Below are 15,119 nucleotides of genomic sequence, written 5' to 3' on the forward strand. Positions count from 1 at the left end.
CCGGCCGCGCCGCGGGGGAGGGCGGCTGAGCGGGCCGAATGCTTCGCTGCCCGGTTTGCCGCGGTCCCGGGTGGTGCTTCCGTTCCGGCCGGCATACCCGGCCTGACCAGCGTTTCCTTTGTTCTCGCGAGGACTCGCTGCCGGGTGATCTCCCACCGTGCCCGACACCCGCCGGGCGCCCCCGCGTGTGTTGCGTTTTTGTCGTACCCGGGGTGTACTCTCATTCGTAGTTAGAACGAGTGTTCGATTGGTTCGAACTCCTGTGCCAGTAAAGCACTCGGGCTGACTACCCCGGGAGTCGCGTTCGCGGCGAGGCTCCCGGATGCGGCGCCCGCGAAGTGCCGCATGCGTGGTCCGGGCATTCGCGGGTCCGGGCCGGCACAAAGGCAGGACCGTCGTCCGCTGTTCTCGACCCCCGAGCGGCGGGCGACGGACCCGCCGGTAAGACCGGCCGGGTGTGGTGTGGGGAAGCTTCACACCCGGCCGGCTGCCACCACCGCTGTGCCTTCCTCTGCAGCGGAATCGGTTCGACCAGCACGTCGGATGCGACACACGCGAGGAGACGACCATGGTGAGCAACCAGGCCCGCCCGGTGCCCACTCTCAGACAGCCGGAGTCCTTCCCGGGCCCGATGCCGGGCCGGACGGCGAGCCCGGGCCCGCTCGCCCACGCGCCCACGGCGGCAGCCCAGACCGCGCCCACGGTGCCGGCCAATCTGCTGCCGAACCGCACCCCCGCCCAGCTGCTCGCCATCGCCCACCAAGGCCTGGCGGAAGCGGCCCGCACCCGCCCGGACGGCCTGCGCTACGCGGCTGCCCACCTCGCGGCGCTGCGCGCGGCCGCGGCAGTCCTCGCCGCCCGCGCCAGACCCGCCGCGCCGACGAAGCGCAGCAGGGTGACGAGCGCCTGGTCCCTCCTCGTCCTGGTGGCCCCCGAGTTCGGCGACTGGGCCAGCTACTTCGCCTTGGGCGCCACCAAGCGAGCGGCGGCCGAGGCGGGCATACCCCGCGTGGTCAGCCCCCGCGAGGCGGACGACCTGCTGCGCGCGGCGGAACACTTCGTCTCCCTGGTCGAATCGGCGCTGGGCGTGGCCTATCAGCCCACCCTCGAGGCCGCCTAACGACGCCCGGCGGCCGCGATCGCGGCTTGTTCTCGGCGGCAGTTCGCCTTCTTGCGGCAGCTTTTTGGGCAGCGGCTCGCTCTTCCGGCAGCTCCTGGCCAGCAGCTCACCGGCCCACCGTTCACCGTTTCGCCGGCCCACCGTTTCGCCGGCGCGGAGGCGCACCGTGATCGACGGGCAGGTGAGCCTTGTCGGTTCGCTGGCGAAAGCCTTGACGACTGTTAGCTACCGGCCCGCAGGCGAGGCTTGCCGGTTCACTGGCGGGACTTATCGGCTCGCGGCTTACCGGCTCGCGGCTTACCGGCTCGCTGGCGTAGGCCTTGTCGCGGCTCGCGGCTCGCGGCTCGCGGCTCGCGGCTCGCGGCTCGCGGCTCGCGGCTCGCGGTTTGCGGTTTGCCGGCTCGCGGCTTACCGGCTGCCGGTTGGCCGGCTTGCGGTTTGCTGGCTCGCCACTGGCGGTTTGCTGGCTCGCTGGCGGGGGCCTTACCGGCTCGCTGGCGAAGGCTCGCCCCGACGTGCTGGTGGGCGCGAACACGGGCCGGCGTGCTGGCGGTCGCGGTTGCCCATCGCCTTGGCCAGTGTGGCCGAGTCGCGGCTGACTTCCGCGGCGAGGCGATCCCGTGGTGGTCGCGGGCGGCGCCGTCGCCCTCGGCCGGTGGCGGGTGTTCCTGAGGGCCGGTTCGAGCGAAGCGGGCTGTTCAGTACCCCGGCCGTTAGCCGGAGATGGTCGTTCTCGCTACCAGATAGCGGCATCGTCCGGGCGGCCCGAAACCTTAAAGATCAACTTCGATGTATGTGCACAAGCGGGGCGGAAAAATGGCCGGGCGCATGATCAACGGTGCTGCGGCCCTTGCTGAGCTGATTCGGCCGGGCAGCGACACCGGGGACTTCGGGACACACCGGGTGCTGCCGGTGCTCCCCGAACTGAGCACCCTCTTGCCGAGCCGCGGCCTGCGTCGCGGGAGCACCATCGCGATCGGCATCACCCCCGGACCCGCCGTTCACCAGGGCGCCCTCCCGACCCCGTCACCACCACCCGCCGGCACCCGCGATCATGATGATTTCGGGCCCGAAGCTCGCCCCAGCTCTCCAAGATCCGCTCCGGGCCGGGATGCGGGAACCGCAAACCGGCCGGGCGAGAGCGGGTTCACCCCCGGCAGTTCCGATGGCGCCGGGCCAGGAGAAGGCCCGGCCCCGGCCCGTCGGGATGCCTGGCCGGGGGACGGCCCGACCCGGTCGACGGGTGGTCCCGTCCGGCCCGGGAGTGGCCCGGCTCGGTCGGCGGGTGGTCCCGTTCTACCCGGGATTGGTCCGGGCCTGCCCGGGAGTGACCCGGTCCGGTCGGAGAGTGGCCCAGCCCCGTCCGGAGGTGGCTCGACCCCGTCTGGAGACGGCTCGGCTTGGTCGGGAGGTGACCCAGCACTGTCCGGGGGTGGCCCGGTCCAGTTGGGAGGAGATTCCGCCTCGCCGGGCGGATGGTCGCGTGGTTCCGGTGAGCGGCCGGCCGGCGGCTGGGCATCCGATGGGGTCGCGTACACCCCGCGGGGCTCTTCGGCCGAGGGCCTCCCGTTGACCGCTCGTGCGTCCTCATCGAGGGGAACCGGTTACGCCACCATCCGGGGCGCCGGCGCGGCGCAGCCCGGCAGCGGAAGCACGTCCCTGCTGCTGGCGTTGCTCGCGGCCGCTTCCAGCGCGGGTTCCTGGTGTGCCGTGGTCGGCGTCCCCACGCTGGGCGCGCTCGCCGCCGCGGAGAGCGGGATCGCCCTGGACCGGCTGGCGCTCGTGCCCAATCCCGGCCCGGAGTGGCCGACCGTGGTCGCCGCGCTCATCGACGGGGTCGATGTCGTGGTCATCGCCGTACCCGGCCCGGTGTCCGCTTCCATCACCAGCCGGCTGGTCGCCCGGGCCCGGCAGCGGGGGTGCGTCCTCGTGCCCTACGGGCGCTGGGACGGCGCGGACGTGACGTTGCAGGTCACCCACGGATGGTGGGAAGGGCTCGGCGCGGGGCACGGCCGGCTGCGGCGGCGCAAGGTCACGGTCGTCGCCCGGGGCCGGGGTACGGCGGCCCGACCCAAGGAGATCACCATGTGGATGCCGGGGTTCACCGCCGCGCCCCCGCACCCCGCCGACCCCGCCCCGGGCCCACGTTTCCGGCCCACCGCTGTCCCGGCAGCAGCCACCGTCGACCAAGAACCGCCATCGGCTTCGGCTTCGGCTTCCGAGGGTGGCGCCGCGGGGCTGGTCGCGGCGGGGTCGTCGACGGGCGCCGGTGAGCTGGCGTCCGTCACGCCGCTCCTGCCCGTGAAGTCGGGTTCACCATGGCCGGGGCCGGTACCCCCGAGCCCGCGCTGGGCACCGGCGGGATCGGTCGCTTCGGCGGGCGAAGAACTCTCCCGCGGCGACAACCGGTCGGCTGGTGCGGATCGGCGAGCGGGCGAGGAGCGGTCGGCTGGTGCGGACCGGCGAGCGGGCGGGGACCGGTCGGCTGGTGCGGACCGGCGAGCCGGCGAGGGCCGGTCGGCCGGAACGGGGTGCGCGTGAGCGGCGGTCCCGCCGGGGTGCGGACCCTGCTGCTCTGGTGTCCGGACTGGCCGGTCATCGCCGCGGAGATCGTGGAGGGGGTTCCCGCCTCGCAGCCCGTTGCCGTGCTGCACGGCAACCGGGTGCTCGCCTGCTCGGAGGCCGCCCGCGCCGAGGGGGTGCGGCGGGGGCTGCGGCGGCGGGAGGCGCAGAGCCGGTGTCCGCAGCTGGTGGTCGTCGACCATGATCCGGGGCGGGATGCCCGGGCTTTCGAGCCGGTGGTCGCCGCCGTCGAGGAGGTCGCCGTCGGGGTCGAGGTGATCCGGCCGGGGGCCTGTGCGCTCGCCGCGCGGGGACCCGCCCGGTACTTCGGGGGCGAGGAGCTCGCCGCCGAGCGGATCGTCGAGCAGGTCGCCCAGGCCTGTGCCGTCGAGAGTCAGGTCGGGATCGCCGACGGGGTCTTCGCCGCCGGGCTCGCGGCGCGCACCGGGACGATCGTCGCTCCCGGGCGTACCCGGGAGTTTCTCGCCGCCGTGCCCGTCGAGGCGCTGGAGCGGCCCGAGCTGGCCGACCTGCTCCGGCGGCTCGGCCTCAAGAGCCTCGGGGATTTCGCCGGGCTGCCCGCTTCCGACGTGCTCAGCCGGTTCGGGTTCGACGGGGCGCTCGCGCACCGGCTCGCCGGTGGGCTCGACCACCGGCCGCTGGCGGTCCGGCAGCCGCCGCCCGACCTGGACGTCGGCGACACCTACGACGAGCCGCTCGAACGCGTCGACGTCGCCGCGTTCGCGGGCCGGGCGCTGGCCGAGCGGCTGCACGAACGTCTCGCCGCGCACGGACTGGCCTGCACCCGGCTCGGCATCGAGGCGGTCACCGCCGACGGGCAGGAACTGCACCGGGTGTGGCGGCACGAGGGCATGCTCACGGCCGCGGCCATCGCCGAGCGCGTACGGTGGCAGCTCGACGGCTGGCTCACCGGGGCCCGGCGGGGCGCCCCCGACCGGCCCACCGCCGGGCTGGTCCGGCTGCGGCTGGTCCCCGACGGCGTGCTGGTCCACCTCGGACTGCAGCCCGGCCTCTGGGGCGACACCGGCGCCGAACGCGAACGCGCCCACCGCGCCCTGAGCCGCATCCAGGGCCTGCTGGGGCCGGAAGCGGTGCTGACGGCCGTGCTCGGCGGGGGCCGTTCCGCGGACGACCAGGTGCGGCTGGTCCCGTGGGGCGACGAGCGCACCCCGGACCGCCCCGGCGGCGAACCGGCCACCCCGCTGCCCGCCCTGGCCCCGGTGGTGGTCGCCCCGATCGGCCCGCCGCCCGAGACAACGCCACGACCGTTACCGGCAACCGGGAGGGAAGCGGCACCGCCCGAGAAAGCAACCGGGAGGGAAGCGGCAGCGACCGAGGAAACAGCCGGGAGAGAAGCGACAGCGAAGGAAGTGACGCCGGCCGGGAAGGAAGCAGCCGGGAAGGAAACGGCAAGGGAAAAGGGCCGCCCCCGCAAAGCCGCCAAACGCCCCGTACCGCTGCCGCCCTGGCCCGGCCGCCTGCCCCGCCCCGCCCCCGCCCTGGTCCTTCCCCAGGCCCTGCCCGCCGTCGTGCTCGACGCCGACCGCGCGCCTGTCGGCGTCAGCGCCCGGCTGGAGCTCACCGGCGCGCCCGCCTTCCTGCTCATCGGCGCCGGCGGCCCGGTCGAGATCGCCGGGTGGGCCGGGCCCTGGCCGGTCGACGAGCGCTGGTGGGCGCCCGCCGAGGCCCGCCGGCGGGCGCGGTTCCAGGTCGCCCTCGACGACGGGCGGGCCCTGCTGCTCTCCCTCCGGTCCGGGCACTGGGCGATCGAGGCCATCTATGACTAGGGGGCGGGCGTGAGTTTCCACAATCCGCGGATGCCGTGGTCCACGCTGGAGGGCTCGCTCACCGGCCGTAAGCACCTGCACGTCGTCGATCCGCTCGCCGTCGACGGCGACGGCGGGGATTCCCCCGCCTGGAGCCGCAAGCGGCAGCCCTACCAGGCGCCGGACCTGGTCCGGGTGACCGGCTCCGACCGGTACGCCGAACTGCACTGTCACACCAACTTCAGCTTCCTGGACGGCGCCAGCCACCCCGAGGAGCTCGCCGAGGAGGCCGCCCGCCTGGGTCTGACCGGGCTCGCCGTCACCGACCACGACGGATTCTACGGGGTGGTCCGGTTCTCCCAGGCCGCCCGCGAGCTGGGGCTGCCCACCATCTTCGGCGCCGAGCTGTCGCTGGATCTGGCCAAGCCGCAGAACGGCGAGGCCGACCCCGAGGGCCGGCATCTGCTCGCCCTCGCGCACGGCCCCGAGGGGTACGCCCGGCTCGCCCGCACCATCTCCCGCGGTCAGCTCGACGGCGCGGAGAAGGGCAAACCCGCGTACGGGGACCTGGAGGACGTCGCCGCGGTGCTGCGGGACCACGTGCTGGTGCTGACCGGCTGCCGCAAGGGCAGTGTGCCCCGGGCGCTGGCCGCCGGCGGGGTGGGCGCCGCCGGGTACGAGCTGGACCGGCTCGTGAGCCTGTTCGGCCGCAGCAACGTGGCGGTGGAGCTGACCGGCCACGGCGACCCGTACGACGACGACCGCAACGACGCCCTGTACGAGCTGGCCCGCGACCGCCGCCTCGAGGTGGTCGCCACCAACAACGTGCACTACGCGACCCCGTCCCGGCGCCGGCTGGCCACCGCGCTGGCCGCCGTACGGGCGCGGCGCAGCCTCGACGAGATGGACGGCTGGCTGCCCGCGGCCGGCACCGCCCACCTGCGCAGCGGCGCCGAGATGCGGCGGCGGTTCGCGGCGTACCCGGGTGCGGTGTCCAACGCGGCGATGTTCGGCGACGATCTCGCCTTCGACCTCAACCTGGTCGCGCCGAAGCTGCCCGATTTCCCCATCCCGGAGCCGGGGCACACCGAGATGAGCTGGCTGCGGGAGCTGACCATGCGCGGCGCGCGGGAGCGGTACGGGCCGCCGCAGGCCCACCCCAAGGCGTACGCGCAGCTCGAGCACGAGCTGAAGATGATCGAGGAGCTGAACTTCCCCGGCTACTTCCTGGTGGTCTACGACATCGTGCGGTTCTGCCGGGACGCGGACATCTACTGCCAGGGCCGCGGCTCGGCGGCCAACTCCGCGGTCTGTTACGCGCTGCGCATCACCAACGTGGACGCGGTCGCGTACGACCTGCTCTTCGAGCGGTTCCTGGCGCCGGAGCGGGACGGGCCCCCGGACATCGACGTGGACATCGAGTCCGACCGGCGCGAGGAGGTCATCCAGTACGTGTACCGCCAGTACGGCCGGGAGCACACCGCGCAGGTCGCCAACGTCATCTCGTACCGGCCGCGGTCGGCCGTGCGGGACATGGCCAAGGCCTTCGGTTTCTCGCCCGGGCAGCAGGACGCGTGGAGCAAACAGATCGACCGGTGGGGCAGTGTCGCGTCCGTCGACGTGGAGGACATCCCGGAGCAGGTGATCTCCTTCGCCAACGAGGTGCAGAACTTCCCGCGGCACCTGGGCATCCACTCCGGCGGCATGGTCATCTGCGACCGGCCGATCATCGAGGTGTGCCCGGTGGAGTGGGGGCGGATGCCCGGCCGCACCGTGCTGCAGTGGGACAAGGACGACTGCGCGGCCATCGAGCTGGTCAAGTTCGACCTGCTCGGGCTGGGCATGCTGTCGGCGCTGCACTACGCGTACGACATGATCTCCTCCGACCTGGACATCGGCACCATGCGGCTGGACGACCCCGAGGTCTACGCGATGCTGTGCCGGGCCGACTCGGTCGGTGTCTTTCAGGTGGAGAGCCGCGCCCAGATGGCGACGCTGCCCCGGCTCAAGCCGCGCGAGTTCTACGACCTGGTGGTCGAGGTCGCGCTGATCCGGCCGGGCCCGATCCAGGGCGGCTCGGTGCACCCGTTCATCCGGCGCAAGAACGGCCTGGAGGAGGTGACCTACCCCCATCCGCTGATGCGCAACGCCCTGGAGAAGACCCTCGGCGTGCCGCTGTTCCAGGAGCAGCTGATGCAGCTCGCCATCGACGTCGCGGGGTTCGATCCGACCGAGGCCGACCAGTTGCGCCGGGCCATGGGATCCAAGCGGTCGGCGGAGAAGATGGAGAAGATCAAGAACCGCCTGTACGCCGGGATGGCCGAGCGTGGGATTACCGGGGACCTCGCCGACGAGCTGTTCGTGAAGCTGTCCGCGTTCGCCAGCTACGGCTTCCCGGAGAGCCACGCGATGAGCTTCGCGTACCTGGTCTACGCCAGCGCCTGGCTCAAGCGCTACCACCCGGCGGCGTTCTGCGCGGCCCTGCTCAACGCCCAGCCGATGGGCTTCTACTCGCCGCAGTCGCTGGTCGACGACGCCCGCCGGCACGGCGTCGAGGTGCGCCGCCCGGACATCAACCGCAGCGACGCGGCGGCGGTGCTGGAGTCGACCCCGCAGACCCGGTGGGGCAGCGCGCCCGGGGAGCCGCCGCACGCCTGGGGGCTGGGCGGCCCGGCCGTGCGGATGGGGCTGAGCAGCGTCCGTACCCTCGGCGACGACCTGGCCCGGGTCATCGAGGACGACCGGCGCGCGCACGGGCCGTACCGGGATCTCGCGGATCTCGCCCGCCGGACCGGGTGTTCGACCGCCCACCTGGAGGCCCTCGCGACCGCCGACGCTTTCGCGGGTTTCGGGCTCTCGCGGCGCGAGGCGCTGTGGGCGGCCGGGGCCGCCGCGCAGGACAAACCCGACCGCCTTCCCGGTACGGTCACCGGCACCACCGCCCCCACGCTGCCCGGGATGGCCGAGGTGGACAAGCTGGTCGCGGACGTCTGGGCGACCGGCATGTCCCCGGACTCGCACCCCGCCCAGTTCATCCGGGCCGAGCTGGAACGGGCCGGCGCGCTGCCGATCGCGCGGCTGGGCCGGGTCGAGGCCGGCACCCGGATCCGGGTCGGCGGCATCATCACCCACCGGCAGCGGCCCGCGACGGCCGGCGGGGTGACCTTCATCAACCTGGAGGACGAGACCGGGATGCTCAACGTGACCTGCTCGCCGGGGCTGTGGCAGCGGTACCGGCGGGTGGCCCGGACCAGCGCCGCGCTGATCGTGCGGGGCCGGCTGGAGAAGTCGGAGGGCGTGCTCAACCTGGTGGCCGACCGGCTGGACGCGGTCACCCCGCCGATCAGCCCGGCCTCCCGCGACTTCCGGTGAGCCGACACTATATTTCCGTTCTGCGCGTCCTGCACCTTTTATGGGGTAGACCGGATGCGCACCGGGACCACGTCGGGGAGACCACCATGATCCGCACCAGCGCCGCCGCCCTCGCCACCCTCGCCGCCCTGCTGCCGGCGGTGGACCCGGCGGCCGCGGCCCGGCCGCGACGGACCGAGCTCACGGTGAGCTATGAGGCGGAGGCGGGCTACGCGGCCGCGGTGACGCTACGCTGCCACCCGGCCGGCGGCGCCCACCCCCGCAAGGTCAAGGCCTGCCGGCTGCTGGCCCGCGTCGGCGGCGACCCGGCCCGGCTGCGGCCCGTCCCGAGGATGTGCACGCTGGAGTACGCGCCGATCACCGCCCGGATCACGGGCCGGTGGCACGGGCGCCCGCTCGACTGGTCGCGGACCTTCGGCAACCGCTGCGACATGGACCGCACGACCGGGGTCCTCACGGCCTTCTGATCCCGCGGCCCGCCGCGCCGGGCGCCGGCGGTGGCCCCGCCCGCGCCGCCGGGGCGCCCGCCCGCGGGGCCGCTTCCGGCCGGGGGAGCAGCGCGTCGGTCATGGCGTCGGCCAGCCAGCGCTCGTAGCGCTCCAGGCTCCAGCCACGCCGCCGGGTGAAGCGGTCCAGCAGCTCGGGCGCGGTCAGCACCCACAGCACGTCGCCGGCCTCGGCCTCGCTCAGCCCGTCGCGCAGCCCGAACCGCCGGGCGACGTGCCGGGCCACCCCGGCGGTGCCGATCGCCCGCTCACCCTCGATCCGCTCGACGAACGCGCGGACGGCCGGGTCGCGGCCGGCGCCCTGGACGAACACCACCGCGATCAGCGGCCCGGCCCGCGCGGCCAGCTCCCGGCCCATCCGGGCATACAGCCGCAGGCACTCGTCCGGGTCGCCGCTGTCCAGCATGGCCCGCGCGGTCGGCCGCTCGATCATCGGCACCGGCTCGTCGTCGCCGGCCAGCGTCACGTCCCAGACCGCCTTGAGCAGTGCCGCCTTGCCGCCGACGACGTTGTAGACGGTCTGCGGGCTGACTGCGGCCCGCTTCGCGATCGCCGTGATCGTGGCGCCGGACCAGCCCCGGCGCAGGAACAGGTCCCGGGCCGCCCGCAGCACCTTCTGCCGGGTGGCCCGGACCTGCTCCGCTCGGGCTGTGCTCGTCATGCCTCGCTCAGGGACATCGGCGCCGGTGGCCGCAGCGCGCCGACCTGCCACAGCACGCTCAGCTCGTCCCGGACGCCCCAGTGCTCGGCGAGCAGGCCGCCCTCGGCGCGGTACAGGTGCATGGTCGGCATCGCGTACGGCCGGCCGGTGGGTGCGAAGCCGAGCGTATCGACGTCGTGCACGCCGTGCGCGGTGGCCCGCACCGCCACCTTGTCCCCGTCGGCCACCACGTCGTGCAGCTCGTAGCGCAGCCTCAGCCGGGTGGTGAGGAAGGTCAGGATCTGCAGGTAGCCCGCGCGGCCATGCGGCGCCCACGGCGGCGCGCCGTGGTCCACGAAGTCCTCGGCGACCAGCTCCCCGGCGGCCGCCACGTCACCGGCGGTGATGGCCTCGAACACCTGGCGGGCCAGCTTCTCGGCAGTGTTCATGATGGTGCGCCCCTCTCGTTCGGCTGGAACCACGTTCCAGCCGCACCGCCGGCCGGGGCAACGATCATGGAAAGAGTGGCCCGCGCACTCCAGCGCCCCGGCCCGGCGCCCGGCCGATACGCTGCGCACGTGGACACCGCATCGACGCGAACACCCCGCCCGCCCGTCACCGTGCGTACCGCCGCCGTCTGGGCGGTGCTGCGCCGCGAGCTCGAACGCGGCGCCGGGCGCGAGCTGACCGTGCTGGACGTGGGCGGCGGCACGGGGGGTTTCGCCGTACCGCTGGCCGAGGCCGGGCACACCGTCACCGTCGTGGACGCCAGCCCCGACGCGCTCGCCGCGCTGACCCGTCGCGCCGCCGACGCCGGCGTCGCCGACCGGGTCCGCGCGGTGCAGGGCGACGGCGACGCGCTGGCCGGCCTGGTCGCGCCGGGCAGCGCCGACCTGATCCTCTGCCACGCCGTGCTGGAGGTGGTCGACGACCCGGCCGAGGTGGTCGCCGCGATCGGCGCCGCCCTGCGCCCCGGCGGCGCGCTCAGCCTGCTGGTCGCCGGCCGGGCCGCGGCCGTGCTGGGCCGCGCGGTCAACGGCCACCTGGCCGCGGCGGCCGCGCTGGCCGCCGACGAGCAGGGCCGGGCCGGCGCCCGGGACACCCTGCGCCGGCGCTTCGACGCCGACAGCGCGTCGGCGCTGCTGAGCGCGGCGGGCCTCACGGTCGAGGAGATCCACGGGGTACGCGTGCTCGCCGACCTGGTGCCGGCCGCGGTGGTGGAGGCCGACCCGCAGGCGATGCTGGAGCTGGAACTGGCGCTGTCCGCCCGGCCGCCGTTCCGCGACATCGCCTCCCAGCTGCACCTGTTCGCCCGGCGCCCGTGACCGGTCAGCTGCCGACCGACCAGCTGCCGACCGACCAGCTGCCGACCGATCAGCTGCCGCCGGAGGCCTTCGCCACGGTTCCGCCGGCCTACGGCCGGGCCAGCCTGGCCGATCTGATGCCGAGCGTCTCCGCGGTGCTCGGCGTGCCCGGCGCCCCGGACGTGCTGGGCCTCGGCGCCGAGCTGGGCGGCGTCGACCGGGTGGCGGTGCTGCTGGTGGACGGGCTGGGGACGTACCAGATCCCGCTCGCCGCCGCGCACGCCCCGATCCTGCGCGAGCTGCCCACCCGGAGCCTGACCGCCGGTTTTCCCTCCACCACCCCGGTCAGCCTGGTCACGCTGGGCACCGGCGCCATGCCCGGCGCGCACGGTGTTCTCGGCTTCACGCTGCGCAAGCCCGACGGCGGCATCCTCAACCACATCAAGTGGGCCGACGACCCCGACCCGGCGCAGTGGCAGCCGCTGCCCACCCGCTTCGAGACCGCGGCCGCGGCCGGCGTGGCCGTCACCCAGGTGACGCGTCCGGAGTTCGAGGGCAGCGGCCTGACCGTGGCCGCGAACCGCGGGGCCGCCTTCGCCGGCGGCGCGGACCCGCTGTCCCTGTCCGCCGGGATGCTGGAGGCGCTGTCCCGGCCCGGCCTGGTCTACGGCTACCACCCGGACCTCGACCACCACGGGCACGCCGCCGGCGTCGGCTCGCCGCCCTGGCAGGAAGCGGCGGCGGCGGTCGGCGAGCTGGTCACGCGGCTGGCCGAGGGCCTGCCCGCGGGCGCGGCGCTGCTCGTCACGGCCGACCACGGGCAGCTCAACGTGCCGGCCGAGGGCCGCTTCGACCTGGGGACGGACCCGGTGCTGGCGGCCGGGATCGTCGCGGTCGCGGGCGAACCCCGGGTCCGCTACCTGTACGTCGAGGACGGCGCCGGCGAGGACGTGATCGCCGCGTGGCGCGGGGTGCTGGGGGACGCGGCCTGGGTGCTGACGCGCGAGGAGGCGATAGAGGGCGGCTGGTACGGCCCGGTGCCGGCGTCGCACCGGGACCGGATCGGCGACGTGGTGGTGATCTGCCGGGGGCGGGCGGTGATCGTGGCCAGTGGCTGGGAGCCGCCGGCGGTCGGGCAGCTGGTCGGCTACCACGGCTCGGTCACCGCGGCCGAGATGACTGTGCCGCTGCTCATCGTCCGCTGAGCCGGTTTTTGTCGTACCCCGCGGATAGGTTTCCGGGGTGGGACGGAGTCAGGCCATCGGCCGGGGGCGTGATCCGCGGTTCGGGCCGGAGGCCGACGACGCGGGGTGCACGATCCTGCACGTCGACATGGACGCGTTCTTCGCCGCCGTCGAGGTCCGCCGCCGTCCCGAGCTGCGCGGCAAGGCCGTCGTGGTGGGCGGGCTCGGCCCCCGCGGCGTGGTCAGCTCGGCCAGCTACGAGGCCCGCCGGTACGGCGTCCGCAGCGCGATGCCGGCCATGCGCGCCCGCGCGCTGTGCCCCCACGCGATCTTCCTGCCGCCCGACTTCACCGAGTACGCGGCCGCCTCGGCCGCCGTCATGGGCATCTTCCGCGACGTCACGCCGCTGGTCGAGCCGCTCTCGCTGGACGAGGCGTTCCTGGACGTGGCCGGCGCCCAGCGGCTGCTCGGCCGCCCGGCGCTCATCGCCCGCGACATCCGCGCCCGGATCGCCGAGGAGCAGCGGCTGACCTGCTCGGTCGGGGTCGCGCCGAGCAAGTTCGTGGCCAAGCTGGGCTCGACCCGGGCCAAGCCCGACGGCGTGATCGTCGTCCCGGCCGGCCAGGTGCTCGACTTCCTGCACCCGCTGCCGGTGGACGCGCTGTGGGGCGTGGGGGAGCGGGCCGCCGAGACGCTGCACCGGCTCGGCCTGATGACGGTCGGCGACCTGGCCGCCGCGCCACTGCGGATGCTGCGCAGCGCGCTCGGCGAGGCGTCCGCGGCTCACCTGCACGAGCTGTCCTGGGGCCGCGACCCGCGCCGGGTGGTCCCCGAGCAGGCCGAGAAGTCGATCGGCGCCGAGCTGACCTACGACGTCGACGTCACCGACCCGGCGACGATCCGGCGCAGCCTGCTGGCGCTGTCCGAGAAGGTCGGGGCCAGGCTGCGCGCCGGCGGGCACGTCGGCCGCACCGTCTCCATCAAGATCCGCTGGGCCGATTTCCGGACGGTCGGCCGCTCCCGCACGACGCCGACGCCGACGGATGTGGCACGGGAGATTTTCGAGACTTCCTGGGCCCTGTTCGAGGCGCTGGGGGCGAGCGAGGCGATCCGGCTGGTCGGCGTCCGGGTCGAGGGGCTCAGTGCCGCGGCGGGCGCATCGCGGCAGCTCACCCTGGGGGCGCCGGAGCGTGGCTGGCGCGAGGCGGAGGCCGCGACGGACGCCGTGGCGGCTCGTTTCGGCCGTTCCATCGTCGGACCGGCCAGTCTTTTGGGACAAACCGATCTTCGCCGGACCGAAAATCACCCGCACTCGACGGTCGTCCCGCTTTCCGACCCGCCAACGCCCTCGTAGACTTGCGGTAAGGCAGCCGGTCGGCTGTCTCGCACCATCGGCCCGCCTGCACCACCGCCGGGGGGCCGGACATGCGCCCGGGGAGGAATGCCGTGCCGCTCTCGGAGCACGAGCAGCGGCTGTTCGACCAGATCGAGCAGTCGCTTGCCGAGGACCCCAAGTTCGCCTCGGCTGTGCGGGCCAGCGACCCGCGTTTCCACGCCCGGCGCCGACTCGTCGTCGCCGCGTTCGTGATCGTCGCTGGACTCGCACTGGTTGTCTACGGCACGGTGAGCAGCAATACGCCGCTCGGCGTGGCGGGATTCGTGGTCATGCTGGCCTCGGCAGCGTTCGCGATGCAGAGCCGCCGGAAGGGGCAGGCGCCCGACCTGCACGCCGTCGGTGGCACCGCGACCCGCCGCACCCGGCAGACCCGGAAAGCGGGCTTCATCGACCGGCTCGAGGACCGCTGGCGTCAGCGTCCCGAGGGCCACCGCTAGCCCGCACAACTCAGCGGCAACGAATGGCGGCCATCCGGCCGCCATCGCCGTATCCGCAGGTGGAAGACGAAAGCGGCGTCCTGGGTGGGACGCCGCTCATTGCTACGCCCGGGCTGGAGACGGTGTCCTGGTCGTTTCGCGGCGGGCGATCCTGACGACACCTTGGCCTATCCGCAGTGGCCCATCTTCTTGATGGCACCTGGGCCTATCTGCAGGGGCCGGCCTGGTGGTGGCGCCTTGGCCATCTGCAGGGCCGGTCTGGTCGGGCCACCTTGGCCGTCGAGGGCGTCCGGGCGATTCGTCCGGCCACGGCCCTGCCCGTTGCCGGGCTGGTCCGCTTAGCCCGCCCGGCCTGCCGGCGCAACGACCTCGGGAGAGGCTTTAACCGGCCGGCCGTCGGCGCCGACCCGTCGACCTTGCCACAGCTGACGCCGGCGGCCGCTCGGACCGCAGCCTCCCGATCTTGGTGCGATAGGGCGGAGTGCGCCAGGGCGGAGTGCACCAGGGCTGAGGGCGGCCGGGGTGAGTTGCGCTCGGCAAAGCGTCGATGTCAGGGCGCATCAAGATTCGCGGGTGGAATGGGTTCATTGGTGCAAAGCGCTTCGCGGTCACGGCGAAGTGGCAAAGCGCGGCGGACTCGGGGTGTGGGCGGGGTAGGTGCGGTGAGGTCGGGGTGCTGCGACCGAGCGCGACGAGGTCGGGTGTTCCGAGGCAGGTGTGGCGAGATCGGGGTGTGGACGCTGTAGGGGCGAGGTCGGGTCCGGGGATGCAGGCGTGGCGAGATCGGGCTGTGGCGGCGCTTGAGCAGCCG

Annotated in this window: 10 protein-coding genes and 1 pseudogene; 9 read left to right on the forward strand and 2 right to left on the reverse strand. The window is 74.3% G+C overall.

The annotated features are described in order from the left end of the window. The first annotated feature begins 631 nt into the window (after nucleotides 1-631). From Ani05nite_RS00255 to Ani05nite_RS00275, 5 genes and pseudogenes are all read left to right on the forward strand, one after another. A complete protein-coding gene (locus Ani05nite_RS00255) occupies nucleotides 632-1,120 on the forward strand; it encodes an SAV_6107 family HEPN domain-containing protein (protein ID WP_203762935.1) in 489 nt (162 codons plus the stop codon). 1,629 nt (nucleotides 1,121-2,749) lie between these two features. Continuing rightward, nucleotides 2,750-3,221, forward strand: a pseudogene (gene imuA' / locus Ani05nite_RS00260) (DnaE2-dependent mutagenesis accessory factor ImuA'); the annotation flags it as partial. Between the two features lie 436 nt (nucleotides 3,222-3,657). Further along, nucleotides 3,658-5,490: a Y-family DNA polymerase gene (locus Ani05nite_RS00265; RefSeq protein ID WP_239129035.1), complete on the forward strand. Its 1,833-nt coding sequence runs from the start codon at nucleotides 3,658-3,660 to the stop codon at nucleotides 5,488-5,490. Between the two features lie 9 nt (nucleotides 5,491-5,499). Beyond that, on the forward strand, nucleotides 5,500-8,841 hold the full coding sequence (locus tag Ani05nite_RS00270) for an error-prone DNA polymerase (protein WP_203762521.1): 3,342 nt from the start codon (nucleotides 5,500-5,502) through the stop codon (nucleotides 8,839-8,841). Between the two features lie 86 nt (nucleotides 8,842-8,927). Continuing rightward, nucleotides 8,928-9,308 carry an SSI family serine proteinase inhibitor gene (locus tag Ani05nite_RS00275; RefSeq protein ID WP_203762524.1) on the forward strand — a complete coding sequence of 127 codons (381 nt, stop codon included), beginning with the start codon at nucleotides 8,928-8,930 and terminating at the stop codon, nucleotides 9,306-9,308. Here the strand turns inward: Ani05nite_RS00275 and Ani05nite_RS00280 are convergent. Beyond that, a complete protein-coding gene (locus Ani05nite_RS00280) occupies nucleotides 9,295-10,008 on the reverse strand; it encodes a TetR/AcrR family transcriptional regulator (protein ID WP_203762527.1) in 714 nt (237 codons plus the stop codon). The genes Ani05nite_RS00275 and Ani05nite_RS00280 overlap by 14 nt on opposite strands. Next, nucleotides 10,005-10,436 (reverse strand): ester cyclase, encoded by a 432-nt coding sequence (locus tag Ani05nite_RS00285; protein ID WP_203762530.1) that lies wholly within the window; start codon nucleotides 10,434-10,436, stop codon nucleotides 10,005-10,007. The genes Ani05nite_RS00280 and Ani05nite_RS00285 overlap by 4 nt, the downstream gene beginning before the upstream one ends. Nucleotides 10,437-10,565: 129 nt before the next feature. On the opposite strand from Ani05nite_RS00285, the gene Ani05nite_RS00290 reads away from it, so the two are divergent. The 4 genes from Ani05nite_RS00290 to Ani05nite_RS00305 all read left to right on the forward strand — a co-directional run bounded on the left by Ani05nite_RS00290 (nucleotide 10,566) and on the right by Ani05nite_RS00305 (nucleotide 14,308). Beyond that, nucleotides 10,566-11,312: a methyltransferase domain-containing protein gene (locus tag Ani05nite_RS00290; RefSeq protein WP_239129037.1), complete on the forward strand. Its 747-nt coding sequence runs from the start codon at nucleotides 10,566-10,568 to the stop codon at nucleotides 11,310-11,312. Beyond that, entirely contained in the window at nucleotides 11,309-12,496 is a 1,188-nt protein-coding gene (locus Ani05nite_RS00295) for an alkaline phosphatase family protein (protein ID WP_377880051.1), read from the forward strand. The genes Ani05nite_RS00290 and Ani05nite_RS00295 overlap by 4 nt, the downstream gene beginning before the upstream one ends. Nucleotides 12,497-12,533: 37 nt before the next feature. Then, a complete protein-coding gene (locus Ani05nite_RS00300; RefSeq protein WP_203762536.1) occupies nucleotides 12,534-13,829 on the forward strand; it encodes a DNA polymerase IV in 1,296 nt (431 codons plus the stop codon). A 92-nt stretch (nucleotides 13,830-13,921) separates the two neighbouring features. Then, nucleotides 13,922-14,308, forward strand: a complete 387-nt coding sequence (locus tag Ani05nite_RS00305) for an SCO2097 family morphological protein (protein WP_203762539.1) — start codon at nucleotides 13,922-13,924, stop codon at nucleotides 14,306-14,308. Nucleotides 14,309-15,119: the final 811 nt, after the last annotated feature.

It is taken from the genome of Actinoplanes nipponensis (genome assembly GCF_016862275.1).
Classification (GTDB): Bacteria; Actinomycetota; Actinomycetes; order Mycobacteriales; family Micromonosporaceae; genus Actinoplanes; species Actinoplanes nipponensis.

Bases quoted from the DNA above. Each gene is read 5' to 3' on its own strand.
- Ani05nite_RS00255 (WP_203762935.1), top strand. From the start codon at position 632: ATGCCGGGCCGGACGGCGAGCCCGGGCCCGCTCGCCCACGCGCCCACG.
- Ani05nite_RS00275 (WP_203762524.1), top strand. From the start codon at position 8,928: ATGATCCGCACCAGCGCCGCCGCCCTCGCCACCCTCGCCGCCCTGCTG.
- Ani05nite_RS00280 (WP_203762527.1), bottom strand. From the start codon at position 10,008: ATGACGAGCACAGCCCGAGCGGAGCAGGTCCGGGCCACCCGGCAGAAG.
- Ani05nite_RS00285 (WP_203762530.1), bottom strand. From the start codon at position 10,436: ATGAACACTGCCGAGAAGCTGGCCCGCCAGGTGTTCGAGGCCATCACC.